Here is a 19,852-nt window from a genome sequence, read left to right on the forward strand (position 1 = left end):
AATGCTTACCAACCTTACCGGCGTGAGCAGAGGCAATACATCGCGCTGACATCAACGCTCAGCCGAGGACGTGAACGACCTCACGCCATGTGCTGCGTCACCAGGTCGCACGGCGCAAGGGTGCTTTGGCGCTAGACTGACGCGCTATCACGGCTCGCCATCCTGACCTTTTCCCATGAACATCCGCACCCTGCTGGCATCGTTGCTTATCGTTGCCGCCCCCATGGCTTCGGCCCATATCGTTTTCGAGCAGAAGCAGGCGCCCGCGGGCAGCTACTACAAGGGCACGCTGCTGGTCGGCCATGGCTGCAACGGCAGCGCGACGCGCGCGGTTACGGTGACGATCCCGGATGGCGTGCAGGGCGTGCATCCGCAACCGAAGCCGGGCTGGCAACTCGAGATCAAACGGGCGAAGCTCGCCAAGCCCTATACCTCGCACGGCAAGACCATCGACGAGGACGTGCATACGATCCGGTGGTTTGGCAACACGCTCGCCGACGAACACTTCGACGAATTCCGCATGCTGATGAAGCTGCCCGAACAGGGCGGCAAGCTCTACTTCCCGGTGCTGCAGGAATGCGAGAGCGGCAAGTCCGAGTGGACCCAGATTCCCGCCGATGGCCAGACCACCCGGGACCTGAAGACCCCGGCAGCGGAGCTTGAGGTGTTGCCACCTGCCGGCGGCCACGTGCACTCGCACTGAGTAACCGGGCGCCCGACGCACCCCAAACGAAAAGAGCCGGTCACCCGGCTCTTTTACTTTCAGACTTCGGCCTGCGTTACAGCACGTAGCGCGACAGATCCTCGTTGCCCGCCAGGTCACCCAGGCGCGCATCGACGTATGCCGCATCGACTGTCACGGTTTCCCCCGACGACTTCGTTGCGTGGAAAGACAGGTCCTCGAGCAGGCGCTCCATCACCGTGTACAGACGGCGCGCGCCGATGTTCTCGACCTTCTCGTTGACCGAGAACGCGATCTCGGCCAGGCGGCGGATGCCATCCGGCGAGAACTGCAGTTCCACTTCCTCGGTCTTCAGCAGCGCCTGGTACTGCTTGGTCAGGCTGGCATCGGTCTGCGTGAGGATGGCCTCGAAGTCCTGCACCGACAGCGATTCGAGTTCCACGCGGATCGGGAAGCGACCCTGCAGTTCCGGAATCAGGTCACTCGGCTTCGACAGATGGAACGCGCCGGACGCGATGAACAGGATGTGGTCGGTCTTGATCATCCCGTACTTCGTGTTCACCGTGGTGCCTTCCACCAGCGGCAGCAGGTCTCGCTGCACGCCCTGGCGCGATACTTCGCCGCCGCCCACTTCGCTGCGGCTGGCGATCTTGTCGATCTCGTCCAGGAACACGATGCCGTTCTGCTCGACGTTGGCGATGGCCTTGTGCTTGAGCTCTTCTTCATTGACGAGCTTGGCGGCCTCTTCATCGATCAGCAGCTTGAATGCGTCCTTGACCTTCATCTTGCGGCGCGCCTTCTTGCCCTGGCCCAGACCCGCGAACATCGAGCGGATCTGCTCGGTCATGTCTTCCATGCCCGGGGGACCCATGATGTCCATGTTCGGCATCCCGGCGGAGACCTCGAGCTCGATGTCCTTCTCGTCGAGCTCGCCCTCGCGCAGTTTCTTGCGGAAGACCTGGCGCGTGTTCGAGTCTTTCTCCTCGTGCTGGGCAAAGCCGATGTCGCGCGGCGGCGGCAGCAGCACGTCCAGCAGGCGGTCCTCGGCTGCTTCCTCGGCCTTGGTGCGCACCTTCTTCATTTCCGATTCGCGCGTCTGCTTGACGGCCATTTCGGCCAGATCACGCACGATCGTGTCCACGTCGCGGCCGACGTAGCCGACTTCAGTGAACTTGGTTGCCTCGATCTTGATGAACGGCGCATCGGCCAGCTTGGCCAGACGGCGCGCGATTTCGGTCTTGCCGACGCCAGTCGGCCCGATCATCAGGATGTTCTTCGGCGTGATTTCCTGGCGCAGCGGCTCGGCCACCTGCTGGCGGCGCCAGCGGTTGCGCAGCGCCACGGCCACGGCCTTCTTGGCCTTGTTCTGGCCGATGATGTGCTTGTCGAGTTCGGAAACGATTTCCGACGGGGTCATGGTGTGCGACATGGGAATCCGTTCAGCGCGTCAGTCGAGGGTTTCGATAACGAAATTGGTGTTCGTGTAGATGCAGAGCTCGCCCGCGATGGTCAGGGCCTTTTCGACCACGTCCTTCGGCGGCAGCTCCGTGTTCTCCACGAGTGCCTTGGCCGCGGACTGCGCGTAGGCGCCGCCCGAGCCGATCGCGGCGATGCCGCCTTCGGGGTCGAGCACATCACCGTTGCCAGTGATGACCAGCGTGGTGTCCTTGTCTGCCGTGATCAGCATGGCTTCCAGGCGGCGCAGCGCGCGATCCGAACGCCAGTCCTTGGCGAGATCCACCGCGGCGCGGGTCAGGTTGCCCTGGTACTTCTCGAGCTTGGCTTCGAAGCGGTCGAGCAGTGAGAAAGCATCGGCCGTGCTGCCGGCAAACCCGACCAGCACCTTGCCGTTGTAGATGCGGCGTACCTTGCGCGCGGTGCCCTTCATCACGATATTGCCCAGCGTGACCTGGCCGTCACCGCCCAGTGCGACCTGATTGCCGCGACGGACGCTGACGATGGTGGTGCCGTGATACTGTTCCATGGTGCCTTCCGTGATAGGTGTCAGCCGCGTAGGTGGCGCCGGCTCGGCAGCTTTCAAGAGCCCGGCGCCGATACGGTTCTCCAATATAGGAAATCGCCCGTTCTCCCGCCGCCATCCCTATCTGCGGGCGGGACGGACAATAAAAAAGGCCACGCGATACGCGTGGCCTTTGCGGCACGGAGCAGCGATTGCCGATCAGTCCGCGTAGACACCCGCCTTCTTGATCACCGGCGTCCACTTGTTGATTTCCGACGCCAGGAACACGCGCAGCGAATCCGGCGTGGCGCGCTGGGCCGGCACGGCCTCGGCACCGAGTTCAGCCATCTTGGCGCGGAAGTTCGGGTCGGCCACCGATTTCTGCAGCGCGGCCGACAGCTTGTCGATCACCGGCTTCGGCGTGCCCTTCGGCGCGTACATCGCGTGCCAGATCTTCACTTCCACACCCGGCAGACCCTGCTCGGCGGCGGTCGGGATGTCCTTGAATGCTTCCACGCGACGCGGCTGCATTGCCGCGTACGGCTTGAGCGCGCCCGCCTTGAGCTGGCCGGCGATGTTGGTGGTCTGGTCGCACATCAGGTTCACCTGGCCGCCGAGGATGTCGGTCAGCGCCGGCGCAGTACCCTTGTACGGCACGGTGGTCAGTTCGGTCTGGATGGCGCTCTGGAACAGCAGGCCGCACAGGTGCGAGGCCGAGCCGATACCGGCGTTGGCCAGCGACAGCTTGCTGGAATTGGCCTTGATGTACGGCACCAGCTCCTTGAAGCTGGCCGGCGGCAGTTGCTTGTTACCCACCAGCACCATCGGCACGTCGGCGATCTCGCCGACCATCTCGAAGTCCTTGAGCGGATCAAAGCCCAGGTTGCGGTACAGCGCCGGGGCGGTGGACATGCCGATGTGGTGGATCAGGATCGTGTAGCCGTCACCCTTGGACTGAGCCACCTTCTTGGCGCCGATCGTGCCGCCGGCGCCACCCAGGTTTTCGATCACGATCGTGGTGCCCAGATGCTTGGACATCACCATCGTCAGTTCACGCGCGACCTTGTCGGTCGGGCCGCCAGCAGCAAACGGCACCACCGCCTGCACGGGCTTGCCGGCAGGATATTCCTGCGCCTGTGCTCCCGAGAAAACGCCCACGCCAGCAACAGCCAGCACGGCCGCGAATTTCAATGCAACTCGTTTCATATACGTCTCTCCTGATTCCCTCTTTACCCCGTACCAACGCCGCGTATGCCGCCGGGCAGGCCAGTCTTCATGGCACGCCCGAACATGGCGATCCGGGTGGAATCGCCACGATGACCATCGGCATCTATCTATGTAAGTGGTGATATGCGGCAGCGAACCCCGCCGACAGGCGGAGCCGGAGGTGGATGTTAGCAACCCCGGACAATTGCGAGGTATAGGGGCTAACCCGTGAGAATGTGACCCACTATTATCTAGCGGAAGAATTCGAGCATTTCCTCAAGCAGCGGCTCGGGCACCTCTTCCGGAACATAGTGGCCACACGGCAGCGTCGCGCCGCTGACTGCGTCGCCCAGGGCCTGCCAGAGCGCCAGCGGCTCGAAGCAGCGCGCCACCACGCCGTGTTCGCCCCATAGCACGCGCACAGGCATGGCCAGCTTGCGCCCGGCCTCGCGGTCGGCGCGGTCGTGGTCCAGATCGATGGTAGCGGCGGCGCGATAGTCCTCGCACATCGCATGGACGCGCGCCGGGTCCTGCATCGCGGCGACATACGCAGCCATCGCATCGGGGGCGAATGGGCTCGGGCCCGCGTGGCGCAAGCCCAGCAGCTTGTCGATGAAGAACGCGGGCTCGGCGTTGATCAGGGTCTCCGGGAACGGCGCCGGCTGAATCAGGAAGAACCAGTGCCAGTAGGCGGCGGCAAAGGCCATGCTGGTGGCCTCGTACATTGCCAGTGTCGGCGCGATATCGAGCAGCATCGCGCGGCTGACCGCCTCGGGGTGGTCGATGCAGAGCCGATGCGCCACACGCGCGCCACGGTCGTGGGCGCACAGCGCGAAACGGGAAAAACCAAGCTGGCGCATGACCTCTACCTGGTCCCGCGCCATCTCGCGCTTGCTGTAGGCCTCGTGCCCAGGGCTGGCCGGTGGCGCGCTGCTGCTGCCATATCCGCGCAGGTCGGTGGCAATCACCGTGAAGCGGTCGGCCAGCGCCGGGGCCACCTTGTGCCAGATCAGGTGGCTTTGCGGAAACCCGTGCAGCAACAGCAGCGGCGGGCCGGAACCGCCACGCACGCCAGCGATCTCCACCTCGTCCACCTTCAGCCGGAACCACTCGAAATTGGGAAACAGCAACGCACTGGCATCGTTCTGCATGACTTTGTCTCCGGGCCTCTTTTCTGGCGCTTTGTGCCGATCATAGGCGGAATCCCGGCGCACCGCCGTCACGAAGACCCTGTTGGTGCAACTGAATTGCATCGGGTAGGGGCCTATGGTTAAATCCTTCGCATGACACGCACCACCCCACATGCGGCTGCGTCCGATGACGCAGTCATGCCCGGAGATCCGCTGGCCACGGCGCAATTGCGTCTGCGCCAGCTTGGCGCACGTGTGACGCAACCGCGCCTGGCAATTCTGGCCTGCCTGATCGAAGCACCCGAGCCACTCACCCACCAGGCCGTGATCGATCACCTGCCGGCCGAAGGCGACGTGGATCGCGTGACCGTGTACCGCGTGCTGGACTGGCTGGTGGACCAAGGCCTGGCACAGAAACGCGCCGGCAACGACCGCGTGTTCCGCTTCTCGCTTGTGGAGCACGAAGCGGCACGCGCCGAAGTCCATCGACAGCACAGCCACTTTCACTGCACACGCTGCGATCGCACGTTCTGCCTCGAGTCGGCCGGGAAATCCGTGGCCCCCCGGGTACCCAACGGATTTGCGGTCGAACACGTGGAACTGACGGTCAACGGCATCTGCGCCGAATGCGGCCGATCGCACGGCGACGCATCCGCGCACTGACACCTCCACACACCTTTAGACGGCGAGCCCTTTTCTCGGAGTACAACAACATGTCCAAACTGATTCCGGTCACGATCCTTACCGGCTTCCTCGGCAGCGGCAAGACCACGCTGCTCAAGCGTATCCTCAACGAGCAGCACGGCATGAAGATCGCCGTGATCGAGAACGAGTTCGGCGAAGAAAACATCGACAACGAGATCCTGGTGCAGGACGGCCGCGAGCAGATCGTGCAGATGAGCAACGGCTGCATTTGCTGCACGATCCGCGGCGATCTGGTGCAGGCGCTGTCCGATCTGGTCACCCAGCGCGATGAGGGCAAGATCGCGTTCGATCGCGTGGTGATCGAAACCACGGGCGTGGCCAATCCGGGCCCGGTGGCGCAGACGTTCTTCATGGACGAGGAAATCGCCTCGCGCTACCTGCTGGACGCCGTGATCACGCTTGTCGATGCCAAGCACGCCAACCTGCAGCTCGACAAGCAGGAAGAAGCACAGCGCCAGGTGGGCTTTGCCGACGCCATCTTCATCACCAAAGCCGACCTGGTGAGCGAAGCCGAGGTGGCGGATCTGCGTCATCGCCTGCTGCACATGAACCCGCGCGCGCCGATCAACGCCGCGCACTTCGGCGAAGCGCCGATCGACCTGATCTTTGACCTGCGCGGCTTCAACCTGAACGAAAAGCTCGAGATCGACCCCGATTTCCTGCGCGCCGACGAGCACGACCACGAACATGACCACGAGCACGGCGAACACTGCGGCGCCGATTGCGGTCACGACCACGGCCATGAGCATGGCCACGATCACGGGCACGGCCACGCGCATGACCACCACCACCACCATCATCACACCGACCGGATCGCGTCGTTCGTCTTCCGCAGCGACAAGCCGTTCCATTACGGCAAGCTAGAGGAATTCCTGTCGGGCATCCTGTCCGTGTACGGCGAGAAGCTGCTGCGCTACAAAGGCGTGCTCTATATGGAAGGCGTGGACCGCAAGGTGGTGTTCCAGGGCGTGCACCAGCTCATGGGCAGCGATATCGGCGCCAAGTGGGAAGATGAACAACCGGGCACGAAGATGGTCTTCATTGGCGTGGACCTGCCGCGCGACGCAATTCTGAAGGGACTTGCGGCCTGCCTCGCCTGACTTTACGTTTAGTGCATCATCAGACACCTGCGTAAATCCGGTCCGATAATCCCTCCCGAAAGGGGGTACAGGGAAAACTCGTGGCTTTTGTCCGGTTTTCTCCCATATCTACCGGAAAGTTGTTCAAGTACAATAGGCCGGATTTGATACGGACGGCGCACGTTTTGGCCGCATCCGTATCCGCAGGGCGGCAGTCGTCGTCAGCATGAGGCGGGGCCGCCAGCAGGCGCGGTCGTGGGCTTTGTGCGGAGACCGCCCTCCGCCTGGGGTCGCCTCGACAATGCGCCGTCACTCTTCGACGCGTAGAGAGGTGTCCCCATGACAGCCGCAACAAAGACGAAGGAAAGCCGCAGCAAGACTGGTAGCGCTGCGGTGGAGACGCGCAAGGCAGCGCCTGCAAAGGCGACGCCAGCTCCTCGCGGCAGTACGGCGGCGCACGCCGATGCGGGCGAGGCCAAGGGAGGCACGCGAAGCAGCAAGACTGCAGCCAGCCAGAGTGAAACAGCCGCCCCGCGCAAGCGGACGGCCACTGCACCCGAGCGGACGACGACGCCGCCGGTCGCATCAACAAGAGAATCAGCAGGGACCATGAGCAGCAACAAACTTCTGACTGAAGCTGAAATCCTGAAGATGAGCGACAAGGATTACATGAACGAGGCGCAACTTGCCTTCTTCAAGAATCGCCTTGAGCAGCTTCGCGACGAGATCCTCAAGAATGCGGACCAGACGACGGAACACCTGCGCGAAACGGTCATCGTGCCGGATCCGGCTGACCGCGCCACGATCGAGGAAGAACACGCCCTGGAACTGCGCACGCGCGACCGCGAGCGCAAGCTGCTGAAGAAGGTCGAGCAATCGCTGCAGCGCATCGAATCCGGCGACTATGGCTGGTGCGAGGAAACTGGCGAGCCGATCGGCGTGCCGCGCCTGCTGGCCCGTCCGACCGCCACGCTGTCGCTGGAAGCGCAACAGCGCCGCGAACTGCGCCAGAAGCTGTTCGGGGACTGATTCGATCCTTCGAGAGGCGGAAAACTCGGCGGCCCGGTGATCCGGGCCGCTTTTTCTTTTCCGGAGTCGTATTTGCCTTGATGGTGTAACGATTGCGACACTACCATTGCAGAATGATTTCAGAATGACCGCCTGTCCCCGGGGCAGGCTTTCTGCTACAGTCGCAACTTTGTTGCATCAACATCGATCATCATGGCCGTTCGTCTGCCCGTCACCGTGCTGTCCGGATTTACCGGCGCCGGTAAGACCACCGTGCTGCGCCACCTGGAAACCCAGGCCGGCGTGCGCGTGGCCGTGGTCGACAGCCATGGCAACCTGCTTGCCGAAGTCGAACGGCTGGCCCAGACCGGCCAGTACGACCATGTAGTGATCGAAGCCGGCGCCACCGATGAACCGCTGGGCCTGGCCGAGGGCTTCGCCTTCGAGGACGAGCACGGCGAGTCCACAAGCGTGGCGCACCTCGACACGCTGGTTACGGTGATCGACGCCAGCCGCTTCTTGCAGGACTACCACGATGCCGACTTTCTGTCGGCCCGCGGGCTGGCCGCGCACGATGACGACGACCGTACGGTCGTCGACGTGCTGATCGACCAGGTCGAGGTATGCGACGTCCTCGTCGTCAACAAGATCGACCTCGTTGATGCCGGCCAGCTTGGGCGCCTGCACGTGATGCTCCATGCGCTCAATCCGCGCGCCGACATCGTCGATGCGAGCCACGGCCAGGTGCCCGCCGCACGCGTACTGGATACCGGACGCTTCGACATCGACGCCACACCGAACGCCGCCGGCTGGCAAGCCGCGCTGCAGGGCGAGACGGTGCCCGATGCCGCCGGCGTGTCGACGCTGGTCTACCGCCGGCGCCGCCCGTTCCACCCGCAGCGTTTCGCGGACCTGATCCATACCGAATGGATGCGCGAGCATGGCGACGTGCTGCGTTCGAAAGGCCTGTTCTGGCTCGCCAGCCGCATGGACATCGCCGGCGACTGGAGCCAGGCAGGCGGCGTGTGCCGTCCCGGCGCCGCCGGTGCATGGTGGGCGGCGATCGACGCCGAAGAGTGGCCGCCCGAAGGTCCGGCACGCGCCGCCATCGAGGCTGACCTGATCGAGGACGGCCTGCCCGCAGAGTACGGCGACCGTCGCCAGGAACTGGTGCTGATCGGCCTGGATCTCGACGCGCGCGCGCTGGAAGCTCAACTCGATGCGTGCCTGCTCACCGACGACGAAATGGCCGCCGGCCCCGAGGCATGGGCGGCCTACCCCGATCCGTTCCCCGACTGGGGCAACGCGTTCGACGACGACCACGACCACGACCATGATCACGGGCACGACCACGATCATGGCGACGGGCCGTGCGATTGCGGACATGCACACTGAGTCCTGCACCCTCTCTCGCTTGCGCGCGCGCGGCCCGAGCCTTTGGGCCGTGCTGTGGCTGGTCGCGTGCCTGCTGCTCGCCCAGCACGCGGGTCTGGTCCACCGCGTGTTGCATGGCGGCCTGCCCAATGCCTCGCAGCCGGCGCTGACGGTGACGTCCGACGATGCAACGCACACCGAACCGTTTTCCCTGAAGCTCGGCCTTCACTCCTGCGTACTGTTCGACGGCGCAACCGTGGCCGACATTCACGTCGGCAGCTTCCATCTGCCGCTGCTCGCCTTCGGCAAGCCGGTCAAGCCAGCCAACCTGGCCTGGCGCTGGCCGGACCTGCCGTCCGCGCAACCATTCCGCTCGCGCGCCCCACCGGCCGCATTCGCTTTCGCCTGATTGGCCGGGGGCGCGGTATCTTGCCGCGCGCTCGCGCCTGCCTCACGGCGCGGTGCCGGGCATCTCGCCCGCGCAGCACCGCGCACGCATGAACGAAAACGAAAATCGCGAGCCATGTTCTCGAACAACACCCGTATTCCGGCGGTGCGTCGCACCCCGCTGGCGGCGCTTGCCGCCCTGATCGTCACTTCCGGCGTTGCCTCGCACGCGATGGCCCAGGCCCAGGACAACGCTGCAGCCGCAGCCGCGCCGGCCGCGCCGCAAACGCAACCGCAACCGCAAACGCTGAAGGAAGTGGTGGTCACGGCCAATCCGCTCGGCAGCGACCTGAACGAGATGGTCGCCCCCGTCTCCACGCTCGGTGGCGACGCGCTGACCGTGCGCCAGACCAGCACGCTTGGCGAGACGCTGAACGGCATGCCCGGCGTCACCTCCACCTACTTCGGTCCAAACGCGAGCCGTCCTTCCATCCGCGGCCTCGATGGCGACCGCATCAAGTTGCTGCAGAGCGGCGGCTCCACGCTCGACGCATCGTCGCTGTCCTATGACCACGCGGTGCCGATCGACCCGCTGGTTGCCGAGAAAGTGGAAGTGGTGCGCGGCCCCGCGGCGCTGATGTACGGCGGCAATGCACTGGGCGGCGTGGTCAATGTGATCGACAACCGCATCCCGCGCGACCCCGTCACCGGGGTATCCGGCGCGGCCGATGTCAGTGGCACGATCGGTGGTGACAAGGGGCGCAACGCCAGCGGCCTGCTGGAAGCGGGCAATGGCACTTTCGCCGTGCACGCCGACGCCTTTGTCCGCCAGACCAGCGACCTGCGCATCCCCGGATTCGCGCGCAGCGCCAACCTGCGTGCCACGCAGCCGCTGCCCGCAGGAGAGAGCGAGGCCTACGGCACGCTGCCGAACACAAGCTCCCATCAGGAAGGCGGCTCGATGGGCGGCTCCTACACCTGGGCGGACGGCTTCCTCGGCGCCAATTACTCGACCTACCGCAACGATTACGGCACCCCGGCCGAAGCCGACGCCCGCATCAAGATGCGACAGGACCGCATCGGCCTGGCGGGCGAGGCGCGCAATCTGGCCGGCAATACCAACGGCATCATCGAATCGGTGAAGGGCAGCTTCAACTACACCGACTACGAACACCGCGAACTCGAAAACGGCGTGACCGGCACGACGTTCAAAAACCGTGGCTGGGATACGCGCATCGAGGCCACGCACGGCAAGATCGGCAACATGAGCGGCGTGATCGGCACGCAGTTCGGCCATTCCGATTTCTCGGCGCTGGGAGAGGAAGCCTTCGTCCCGAGCACCACCACCGACAACGCGGCGCTCTTCGTCTTCGAGGAACTGCCGCTGATTTCGTCGGGCGATCTCAAGCTCAACCTTGGCGGCCGCATCGACCACAGCAGCGTCAAGGCCAGCGCCAACGGCAACGATCGCTTCACCGACGACAACCGCAGCTTCAACGCGGGCAGCGCGTCGGCCGGGCTGCTGTACAAGCTCAATCCGATCTGGACGGTCACGTCGAACCTGTCGTACACCGAGCGCGCGCCAACGTTCTACGAGCTGTACGCCAACGGTCCGCACCTGGCCACCAACGCTTACGAAATCGGCGACCCGAATGCGAACAAGGAACGCGCCACGTCGATCGACCTCGGCATGCGCTTCAAGCAAGGGGATCACAGCGGCAGCGTGTCGGGCTACTACAGCCGCTTCCAGAACTACCTTGCGCTGCTGAACACGGGCACGTTCCGCGATGCCGAAGGCAATGTGGTGACGGCCGGCAGCGACGGCGCGCTGCCTGTCCTGCAATACGCGGGCGTGCCGGCCACGCTGTATGGCTTCGAGGCGGAAGGCAAGACGCGCCTGCTGCAGAAGATGCTGACCACCGGCGACACCCTCGACTTCGAGGCCCGCGCCGACTACGTGCATGGCGAAAACCGCAACAACGGCGAGCCGCTGCCGCGACTGGCACCGCTGCGCCTGGGTGGATCGCTGGTCTATGCGGCCGGCCCGTGGGGCGCGCGCATCAATGTGGACTGGAACGCGCGCCAGACCCGCGTGCCGACCGGCGACACGCCGACCGACGCATACACGATGCTGGGCGTATCGCTGACATACAAGCTCAAGGTGTCGGGTACCCAGACGCTGCTCTACCTCCGCGGCGACAACCTGACCAATACGGAAGCCCGCAGCGCCACGTCGATCCTGCGCGACATCGCGCCGCTGCCGGGTCGCAGCGTCAAGATCGGAATGCGGACGATGTTCTGACGTTCTGGAAACGCCCCTCTCCTTCTCACGGGGGAGGGGCGCGCCTAACGACGGCTATCGGCTGAAATCAAATGACTCGGGCACGAGCGAATACACGGCGGCCGCCACGGGCCGGCCGCCCAGGATCAGGCGGTTACGGGCGATGCATTCGAACGCTGCACCGATCTTCTCGGCGACGCCGCGGCTTGCGAGGTTGGTCTCGGCTGCCACGATCTCGATCCGCGTGAGGCCCAGCGCGTGGAATCCGTGGCAAGCCATCATCGTTGCCGCGCCCGACGCCAGGCCCTGCCGCTGATGGCTCTGGCGAATCCAGTAACCGAGATTGCCAAGGTTGTCCTCGCGACGGATCTGGTTGATGGCCACGCCACCGTACAGCGTGCGCCCGTCGGCCGAGAACACGCCGACGTCATACGCGGTGCCCTCGTCCATGCACGTCGCGCAGCGCGCGAACCACTCCTGCGCATCGAGCGTGTTGTAGTCCGGGTGCGCCCACGGCATCCACGCGCCCACGGTGCCCATCGACTCCCGCACGGCGGCAACGAACGGGTCCACGTCGCTGGCGCGGAACGGTCGCAACAGGAAGTCATTGCCCCGCAGCGGCTGCATTCTCAGTCCTGGTTGCGGACCTGATCGCCTTCGGTCGTCAGCGCACCCGCCTTGGCCAGCGCGCGCAACGCCTGGTCGAACACATCCTCGATGGATTGCCCCGCCATGAAGCGTGCGTGAATGCGCTGCATCAGCGGCGTGTCGCGCATCCACGCGAACAGCGCCTCGCGCGAGACCGCCTGCAGTTCCAGCAGCTTGAATTTCACGAGCACGCGCACGGCGTGGGTGGCATTGCGCACGCCATCGCCTTGCAGGTAGTCGAGCCGGCTTCTGGCGTGCGAGATGGCGCCCGTCACATCGTCAAACGGCCGCCCGTGTCCGGGGATCACGATGCGCGCATCGAGCGTCGCGATGCGCTCGAGCACGGCGGCTTGCTCGATGAAGCCGCTCTCGCCATCGAGCTCCGGAAAGATCACGCCGAAGCCGCTTTCCCAGAGCGCATCGCCAGAAATCAGGATGCCGTGCGACGGCGCAAACAGCATCACCGCGTGTGGATCATGGCCCGGAGCAGCCACCACGTCCCAGTCGAGCCCACCGAGCCGCAGACGGTCCCCATCGTGCAGCACGGCATCGAAGCCGAAGCGCGCGCACTGCTGGCCCGTGGCATCGAACGACAGCGCGACATGGTCCCAGGAAGCGACCGCCGCTGCCTCCGCCGCCGGAATCGCCGTGCGGGGCTGCCAGCGTGCCTGCAATGCCGCGTTGCCACCGCAATGGTCGGAGTGCAGATGCGTGTTGATGATATGGGTCAGCGGCCGGCCATCGAGCGCCGCCGCCACGAGCGCCTCGGTCTGCGCCGCGTGTGTGACGTAGCCCGTATCGACGAGCGCCGACTCCCCGGCGGCATCGTCAATAAACAGGATGTTGTTTGCCGATAGCCAGCCGCGTTCGAACACGCGCATCGTCGATGGCAGCAGTGGAGGCGTGCTCATGCTTCGCTCCCCGCGGCGCACAGGCGCGGCACGCGCGCGGGCAGCAGGGCCCAGATGCGGCGGCGTTCCTCGTCATCGGCCTTCGACCAACCCGCGATCTCCGGAATCGTGCGGAGGCAACCTTCGCAATAGCCGCTGGCCGCGTCCATCTTGCAGACGTTTCGGCAGGGCGACGGCACCGGCGCGACGATCTGTGCCGCGGCAGCGCCACGTACCAGATCGGCCAGCAAACGGCGTTGCGCGGCGGTCATGCCGAAGTCACCTGGGCCACGTCCGCGACTTCCGCTCCGGTCATCGCCTGAAGCTGTTGCGGCGTCAGGTTGAAGACGGCATGCGGATGTCCCGCGGCCGCCCACACGCTGTCGTACTGGAACAGATCCTGATCGAGCAACATCACGGGTGCGACGGCGTGCCCGATCGGGCAGACACCGCCAATCGCGTAGCCGGTCTTCTCGCGCACGAACTTCGCGTCGGCCTTGCCCAGCGCGCCCACGCGTGCCGCCACCTTGGCCTCGTCGACGCGATTGCTGCCGCTGGCGATCACCAGCACCGGCACATCGTCTTCCACGCGGCGGAAGATGATGGACTTCGCGATCTCGGCCACGGTGCAGCCCAGGCCGGCGGCCGCTTCCGCCGAGGTCTTGCCGGTGGCCGGCAGCATCACCACGGGGCGGTCGTGGCCGATGCCGACCAACAGATCGGCCACGCGTTGCGCGGCATCGGGAAGCGTGGGGCTCTCGCTCATGGATCGTGTCTCCTTTGTCTGGGCGCGTCGCGGTCTAGTAGCCGCGCTGCAGGTCCACCACGCCGGCGATCGGCTTGCCCGACTCAAGCAGGCGAATCTTGCCGGCGATCTGCGCAATGCTGTCCTCGCGCAGCGTCAGCGCCGAGATGTGCGGCGTGATCGTGATGCGCGGCTCCTGCCAGTATGGATGATCGGCAGGCAGCGGCTCGGTGCGGAACACGTCGAGCGTGGCACCGGCGATCTGTCCTTCACGCACGGCGGCGAGCAGATCCTCTTCCACGAGGTGCTGGCCGCGCGCCACGTTGACCAGGTAGGCGCCGTGCGCCAGGCGATGCAGCAGGCCCGTGTCGATGATGTCCTGGGTCTCGGGCGTCAGCGGCAGCACGTTGACCAGCACGCGCAAGCCATCGAGGAAGGCGGCCTGCCCGTCTTCACCGTGGAACGATTGCACGCCGTCCACCGTCTTCGGCGAGCGGCTCCATCCGCGCACCGGGAAGCCAAAGCCAGCCAGCGTGCGGGCGATATGGGCGCCGAGCGTGCCAACACCCATCACGCCGATCGTGAAATCGGCACGACGATGCGGTTTCTGGAATTTCCACGTGCCGGCGCGTTCCTGCGCGTCGTACACATCGAGCCGGCGGAAGTAACGCAGCGCGGCGGCCGTGACGTACTCGGCCATCTGGGCCGCCATGCCGGCGTCATCGAGCCGGATGATCGGCACGCCGGCCGGCAGGGCATCGGGATGCTGGGCATTCAGCTTCAGGATGCCGTCGACACCGGCGCCGAGATTGAAGATGGCCTTGAGATCGGTACGGCCGCGCAGCATTTCCACCGGCGGACGCCACACCACTGCGTAGTCCACGGACTGGCCCTGGCTGTCTTCCCAGGTCACGCACTGCGCTTCCGGCAGTACTTCGGCGAAACCATCGATCCACGGGGCATAGCGGCCATCCGGCACGTACAGCTGCAACTTCATCTCGACTCCAGTTTTCTTTTTGGGGGATGGGATGAAGTATTTTGGCAGAGGTCGCGGGCCAGCGGTTGGATTGCGGAAGCGCGTTCCGCATGGCGGATCGATGGGAGGCACCTGTTTCCCACAACGTGGGAAACAGGTGCCAGGACGGCTTACCCCGCGTAGCCCTCGGCGCGGATATCCAGGCGCGCCAGCAGCGCGCGGTCGCGGTCAGCCTGAGGATTGCCGGTGGTCAGCAGCTTCTCGCCGTAGAAGATCGAGTTCGCGCCCGCCATGAAGCACAGTGCCTGCAGCGCCTCATCCATGGCCTCGCGGCCGGCGGACAGACGCACCATCGCGCGCGGCATCGTGATACGCGCCACCGCGATCGTGCGGACAAACTCGAACGGGTCCAGCGCCTCGGTGCCCGCCAGCGGCGTTCCTTCCACCTGCACCAGGTTGTTGATGGGCACCGACTCCGGGTACGGGTCCATATTGGCCAGTTGCGCGATCAGGCCGGCACGCGCCTCACGGGCTTCGCCCATGCCGACGATGCCGCCACAGCAGACGTTGATGCCGGCTTCGCGCACATGGCCGATGGTGTCCAGGCGATCCTGGTACGTGCGCGTGGTGATGATCTTGCCGTAGAACTCTGGCGAGGTATCGAGGTTGTGGTTGTAGTAGTCGAGGCCCGCGTCCTTCAGACGCTGCGCCTGTTCGGCCTTGAGCATCCCCAGCGTCACGCAGGTTTCCAGGCCCATCGCCTTGACCTCGCGCACCATGTCGATCACGGGCTCGAGGTGACGCTCCTTCGGCTCGCGCCATGCCGCGCCCATGCAGAAGCGCGTGGCGCCGTTGGCCTTGGCCGCCTTGGCGGCGTCGAGCACGGCCTCCAGGTCCATCAATTTCTCAGCCTTCACGCCCGCATCGTGGTGGGCGCTCTGCGGGCAGTAGCCGCAGTCCTCCTCGCAACCACCGGTCTTGATCGACAGCAGCGTGGAAAGCTGCACGGTATTGGCATCGAAGTGCTCGCGATGCACTTGCTGGGCGCGGAACAGCAGGTCGTTGAACGGCAGTGCGAAGAGTGCGGCGACATCGTCGACACGCCATGCATCGCCCTCCTTCGGCGCGGCGGCCGCGATATTGCGGGCCGACTGGCGCAGGGCTTCGGCGGAAATGGTGGCGACGGTCTGGTTGGCTTGTTGCGTCATGATCGGTATGGGGTTCGGTAGTGGATTCGGTTTGGCCACTTCACGCGCGATGCGTCGCGGCACTGTGATGGGGGACAACGGACGGCGCGGCCGACAGCAGCGGCGCGAGGTCGAGGTACTGGGCTGCCACGGCGGGTGCAACCTGCCACGGCAGTTCGCCCAGCAGCGGTGCGTCAAGCGCGCCCAGCGCATCCTGCAGCGTGACGATGTTCTCGCTTGGCAGCAGCATGTCGGGGTCGATACGGTTGGCGATCCAGCCGGCCAGCCTGAGGCCGCGTGCGCGAATCGCTTCGGCGGTCAGCATGGCGTGACTGAGGCAACCCAGGCGGATGCCGACCACCATGATCACCGGCAGGTCGAGCATTACGGCCAGGTCCGCCGTGTTCCAGCGCGCGGCGCCCATGTCGAGCGGCACGATGAAGCCGCCCACACCTTCGATCACCACGGCCTCGGCGCGCTGACGCAACGACTCGAATGCATCGCGAATCGGCTCGGGCGTAATGCGCGCGCCTTCGAGCGCGGCGGCCAGGTGCGGCGATACCGGCGTGCGAAAGAAGAACGGGCACATCTCTTCCTGCGGCACGATCACGGAGCCGGCCGCGCGAAGCTGATCGACGTCGTCGTTCTGCCACTGGTCGTCGAGCCATTCTCCGCCCGCGGCGATAGGCTTCATGCCCACCGTGCTGTAACCCGCGCCATGCAGCGCGTGCAGCAGCGTGGCGGTCGCATGCGTCTTGCCCACGCCGGTATCGGTACCGGTGATGAAGCAGGCGAAGCGCTCTGGCCGGTCTGCGATGCCGGTCATGCGGCCTCCTTGTGCAGTTGAGGCACGGCGCGCGCGATTGTCTCGAGCAGCCGCGCCACGTCGGCTGCCGAGTGCGATGCCGACAGCGTGATGCGCAGCCGCGCGGTACCGGCAGGCACCGTCGGCGGGCGAATCGCCCCCACGCGAATGCCTTCGGCTTCGAGCGCGGCCGACAGCGCCAGCGCGGCGGCATTGTCGCCAACGATCAGCGGCTGGATGGCGGTCTCGCTCTCACCGAGCGACCACCCCGCCTGGGCGGCCAGCACCGCGAGCCCCGCGCGCAGTTGCGCGATCAGCCCGGTCAGATGCGCCCGGCGGGAGCGCCCCTCCTCGCCAGCGATGATTTCCAGGCTCGTCAGCAACGCGTGGGCCACCGCTGGCGGTGCTGCCGTGGTGTAGATGTACGGGCGCGCCGTGTTGATCAGGTGTTCGACGATCGTCTCGTGCGCAGCGACGAATGCGCCCGCCACGCCAGCGGCCTTGCCGAGCGTGCCGATATAGATCAGCCGCTCCGAACGCAGGCCCAGGTGTTCGAGCACACCATGGCCGTTCTCGCCGAGCACGCCAAAGCCGTGCGCGTCGTCGACGATGATCCATGCATCGTGGCGTTCGGCGACGTCCAGCAGCGCCGCCAGCGGTGCGATATCGCCATCCATGCTGAAGACGCTATCGGTCACGATCAGCTTCAGCGCGGTCGTGCTGGCCGCCAGCAGCGCGTCAAGCGCCCCGGTATCACCATGGGGGTAGCGCTGGACATCAGCACGCGCCAGACGCGCGCCGTCGATCAGCGAGGCATGGTTGAGCGATTCGCAGAACAGCGTCGCACCAGCCGCGCCGAGCGACGTCAGCACCGCCAGGTTCGCCATGTAGCCAGTGCAGAAATACAGCGCCTGCGCCTGTGGGATGTAAGGCGCCAGCCAGCGCGCCAGTTCGTGCTCGAGCTGCGCATGCGCCAGCGAATGTCCGCTGACCAGGTGCGATGCCCCGCTGCCCGCACCGTAGCGATGCGCGCCTTCGGCCAGCGCGTGCGCGATCGAGCCGTGATTGGCCAGGCCCAGGTAGTCGTTGCTGCAGAACGTGAGCAGCGGCGTGGGCGTGGCGTCGATCCCGCCCACCGACTGGTGCGGCGCGCAGGCCGTGTGAGCAATGCGGCGACGGCGCGTCAGCGACTGGGCATCGCGTTCCGCGGCCGCGCGTTTCAGGTGATCAAGCAGCATGGCGTGCCTCCTCCGCCGGATCGAGCACTGCCTGCAGCGTGTCCAGCAATTGTTCACCGAGCCAGTTGGCCAGCCCGGCATCGAAAACATACGGCGGCATCACGTAGAGCGTGTGCCCGATCGGGCGCGCCAGCACGCCGCGTTCGCGCGCGGCCAGATGGAAGCGTCCGGCAAAGTTCGCCCCCGCTGCCTGCGGGTCGATGTCGGCGGCCCAGATCATGCCGCGCTGGCGCACGTGGCTGACACGCGGGTCGGCGGCAATACCGGCCATCGCCGTGCCAAGCCATTGCGCGCGCTCGCGGTTGCCGGCGAGCACATCTTCGGATTCGAACAGGTCCAGCGTGGCCAGCGCGGCCCGGCAGGCCAGCGGATTGCCGGTGTACGAATGCGAATGCAGGAAGCTGCGTGCGATATCGTCGGCCACGAACGCACGCTGGATCTCGGGACGCGACAGCACCAGCGACAGCGGCAGGTAGCCGCCGGTAATGCCCTTCGACAGACACAGGAAGTCCGGCCAGGCATGCGCGGGCACGGCGTCGCCGCCGCGTGCCTGCTCCCAGGCGAAGAACGTCCCGGTGCGGCCACAGCCCACGGCGATCTCGTCGGCGATCAGGTGCACGCGATAGCGATCGCACAACGCGCGCGCGCCTTCGAGATACGACGGGTCGTACATCGCCATGCCGGCCGCGCCCTGCACCAGCGGCTCGACGATCAGCGCCGCGATCTGGCCGGCACGCTCGCGCAGCAGTGCTTCAAGTTCGGCCAGCGCCCGGGTGGCCACATCGGCGGCGGATTCGCTACGCGCGGCCTGGCGTGCATCGGGAGACATCACCACGTGGGCGCGGCGCGTCAGCGGATCGTAGGCATCGCGGAAGATCTCCACGTCGGTCACGGCCAGTGCGCCCACGGTTTCGCCGTGATAGCCATGGCGCAGACAGACAAACTCGCGCTTGGCCGGGAGGCCGGTGTTGCGCCAGTAGTGGAAGCTCATCTTGAGCGCGATCTCGACGGCAGAGGCGCCATCAGACGCATAGAACGCGTTGCCGAGCGCGCCACCGGTAAGCGCCGTCAGCCGCTCGGCCAGTTCCACGGCCGGTGCGTGCGTGCAGCCGGCCAGCATCACGTGTTCCAGTGTCTGCAGTTGTTCGCCGATGGCGGCGTTGATGGCCGGGTTGGCATGCCCGAACAGATTGACCCACCAGGAGCTGATGGCATCGAAGTAGCGCTTGTCGCCAGCATCGATCAGCCAGGGCCCTTCGCCACGCACAATGGCGAGCGGCGGCTCGTTGGCGCTGGCGTCGGGACGCAGGCGCGTGCACGGATGCCACACGGCGCGCTGGCTGCGTGCCGCGAGCGACGTGTCACCGCCTCCGGAATCGAGGACAGGATGTGTCAAAGGGACTCTCCTATGAGTGTCCGCCCGCGCATCGCGCGCGGCCGGATGTGGGAAGCTCATGGTAGGAAGGTCCCCGCCGGATTGGCAAACCGGCTGCACTCGGCCAGTTGAGTGCAATTTCACAGACGTTGGACGATCTTGCTGCCCGCAGTGCC

20 protein-coding genes are annotated in these 19,852 nt (G+C 65.7%); 7 read left to right on the forward strand and 13 right to left on the reverse strand.

Annotated elements, in window-relative coordinates; all coding sequences use genetic code 11:
* Positions 1-175 precede the first annotated feature (175 nt).
* Positions 176-703, forward strand: a complete 528-nt coding sequence (locus tag RN01_RS18565) for a YcnI family protein (RefSeq protein WP_011515050.1) — start codon at positions 176-178, stop codon at positions 701-703.
* Between the two features lie 76 nt (positions 704-779).
* Here the strand turns inward: RN01_RS18565 and hslU are convergent, their stop codons facing one another.
* From hslU to RN01_RS18585, 4 genes are all read right to left on the reverse strand, one after another.
* Complete coding sequence (gene hslU / locus RN01_RS18570) at positions 780-2,111, reverse strand: ATP-dependent protease ATPase subunit HslU (RefSeq protein ID WP_008642835.1); 1,332 nt, start codon at positions 2,109-2,111, stop codon at positions 780-782.
* Between the two features lie 18 nt (positions 2,112-2,129).
* Positions 2,130-2,666, reverse strand: coding sequence for an ATP-dependent protease subunit HslV (gene hslV / locus RN01_RS18575; RefSeq protein WP_008642837.1), 537 nt, complete (start codon positions 2,664-2,666; stop codon positions 2,130-2,132).
* 195 nt (positions 2,667-2,861) lie between these two features.
* The gene (locus tag RN01_RS18580) at positions 2,862-3,848 is read right to left on the reverse strand and encodes a tripartite tricarboxylate transporter substrate-binding protein (RefSeq protein WP_011515048.1); all 987 of its coding nucleotides are present in this window, start codon (positions 3,846-3,848) and stop codon (positions 2,862-2,864) included.
* Between the two features lie 251 nt (positions 3,849-4,099).
* Positions 4,100-4,999 carry an alpha/beta fold hydrolase gene (locus RN01_RS18585; protein ID WP_008642841.1) on the reverse strand — a complete coding sequence of 300 codons (900 nt, stop codon included), beginning with the start codon at positions 4,997-4,999 and terminating at the stop codon, positions 4,100-4,102.
* A gap of 132 nt (positions 5,000-5,131) precedes the next feature.
* Between RN01_RS18585 and RN01_RS18590 the strand changes: the two genes are divergently transcribed.
* The 6 genes from RN01_RS18590 to RN01_RS18615 all read left to right on the forward strand — a co-directional run bounded on the left by RN01_RS18590 (position 5,132) and on the right by RN01_RS18615 (position 11,833).
* Positions 5,132-5,641 carry a Fur family transcriptional regulator gene (locus tag RN01_RS18590; protein ID WP_011515046.1) on the forward strand — a complete coding sequence of 170 codons (510 nt, stop codon included), beginning with the start codon at positions 5,132-5,134 and terminating at the stop codon, positions 5,639-5,641.
* 50 nt (positions 5,642-5,691) lie between these two features.
* Positions 5,692-6,783, forward strand: coding sequence for a GTP-binding protein (locus RN01_RS18595; RefSeq protein ID WP_017510815.1), 1,092 nt, complete (start codon positions 5,692-5,694; stop codon positions 6,781-6,783).
* Between the two features lie 588 nt (positions 6,784-7,371).
* Positions 7,372-7,791 (forward strand): RNA polymerase-binding protein DksA, encoded by a 420-nt coding sequence (gene dksA / locus RN01_RS18600; RefSeq protein WP_008642844.1) that lies wholly within the window; start codon positions 7,372-7,374, stop codon positions 7,789-7,791.
* Between the two features lie 192 nt (positions 7,792-7,983).
* Entirely contained in the window at positions 7,984-9,165 is a 1,182-nt protein-coding gene (locus RN01_RS18605; protein WP_017510814.1) for a GTP-binding protein, read from the forward strand.
* On the forward strand, positions 9,155-9,553 hold the full coding sequence (locus RN01_RS18610; RefSeq protein ID WP_024569270.1) for a hypothetical protein: 399 nt from the start codon (positions 9,155-9,157) through the stop codon (positions 9,551-9,553). The genes RN01_RS18605 and RN01_RS18610 overlap by 11 nt, the downstream gene beginning before the upstream one ends.
* 114 nt (positions 9,554-9,667) lie before the next feature.
* Positions 9,668-11,833 carry a TonB-dependent receptor gene (locus tag RN01_RS18615; protein ID WP_017510812.1) on the forward strand — a complete coding sequence of 722 codons (2,166 nt, stop codon included), beginning with the start codon at positions 9,668-9,670 and terminating at the stop codon, positions 11,831-11,833.
* 54 nt (positions 11,834-11,887) lie between these two features.
* On the opposite strand, the gene RN01_RS18620 is transcribed toward RN01_RS18615, so the two are convergent.
* From RN01_RS18620 to bioA, 9 genes are all read right to left on the reverse strand, one after another.
* A complete protein-coding gene (locus tag RN01_RS18620) occupies positions 11,888-12,439 on the reverse strand; it encodes a GNAT family N-acetyltransferase (protein WP_017510811.1) in 552 nt (183 codons plus the stop codon).
* A 2-nt stretch (positions 12,440-12,441) separates the two neighbouring features.
* The gene (locus tag RN01_RS18625; RefSeq protein ID WP_017510810.1) at positions 12,442-13,371 is read right to left on the reverse strand and encodes an MBL fold metallo-hydrolase; all 930 of its coding nucleotides are present in this window, start codon (positions 13,369-13,371) and stop codon (positions 12,442-12,444) included.
* Positions 13,368-13,622, reverse strand: coding sequence for a DUF1289 domain-containing protein (locus RN01_RS18630; RefSeq protein ID WP_008642854.1), 255 nt, complete (start codon positions 13,620-13,622; stop codon positions 13,368-13,370). The genes RN01_RS18625 and RN01_RS18630 overlap by 4 nt, the downstream gene beginning before the upstream one ends.
* Positions 13,619-14,116, reverse strand: a complete 498-nt coding sequence (locus RN01_RS18635; protein ID WP_008642855.1) for a YbaK/EbsC family protein — start codon at positions 14,114-14,116, stop codon at positions 13,619-13,621. Before RN01_RS18635 ends, RN01_RS18630 begins: the two co-directional genes overlap by 4 nt.
* Positions 14,117-14,150: 34 nt before the next feature.
* Positions 14,151-15,092, reverse strand: coding sequence for a glyoxylate/hydroxypyruvate reductase A (locus tag RN01_RS18640; RefSeq protein WP_017510809.1), 942 nt, complete (start codon positions 15,090-15,092; stop codon positions 14,151-14,153).
* Positions 15,093-15,241: 149 nt separating this feature from the next.
* The gene (gene bioB / locus RN01_RS18645; protein WP_008642857.1) at positions 15,242-16,279 is read right to left on the reverse strand and encodes a biotin synthase BioB; all 1,038 of its coding nucleotides are present in this window, start codon (positions 16,277-16,279) and stop codon (positions 15,242-15,244) included.
* 40 nt (positions 16,280-16,319) lie between these two features.
* Positions 16,320-17,084, reverse strand: a complete 765-nt coding sequence (gene bioD, locus RN01_RS18650) for a dethiobiotin synthase (RefSeq protein WP_017510808.1) — start codon at positions 17,082-17,084, stop codon at positions 16,320-16,322.
* Positions 17,081-18,301, reverse strand: a complete 1,221-nt coding sequence (gene bioF / locus RN01_RS18655; protein WP_017510807.1) for an 8-amino-7-oxononanoate synthase — start codon at positions 18,299-18,301, stop codon at positions 17,081-17,083. Before bioF ends, bioD begins: the two co-directional genes overlap by 4 nt.
* The gene (bioA, locus tag RN01_RS18660) at positions 18,291-19,697 is read right to left on the reverse strand and encodes an adenosylmethionine--8-amino-7-oxononanoate transaminase (protein ID WP_052261186.1); all 1,407 of its coding nucleotides are present in this window, start codon (positions 19,695-19,697) and stop codon (positions 18,291-18,293) included. The genes bioF and bioA overlap by 11 nt, the downstream gene beginning before the upstream one ends.
* Positions 19,698-19,852: the final 155 nt, after the last annotated feature.

The organism is Cupriavidus sp. SHE (genome assembly GCF_000812445.1).
GTDB classification, from domain to species: Bacteria; Pseudomonadota; Gammaproteobacteria; order Burkholderiales; family Burkholderiaceae; genus Cupriavidus; species Cupriavidus metallidurans.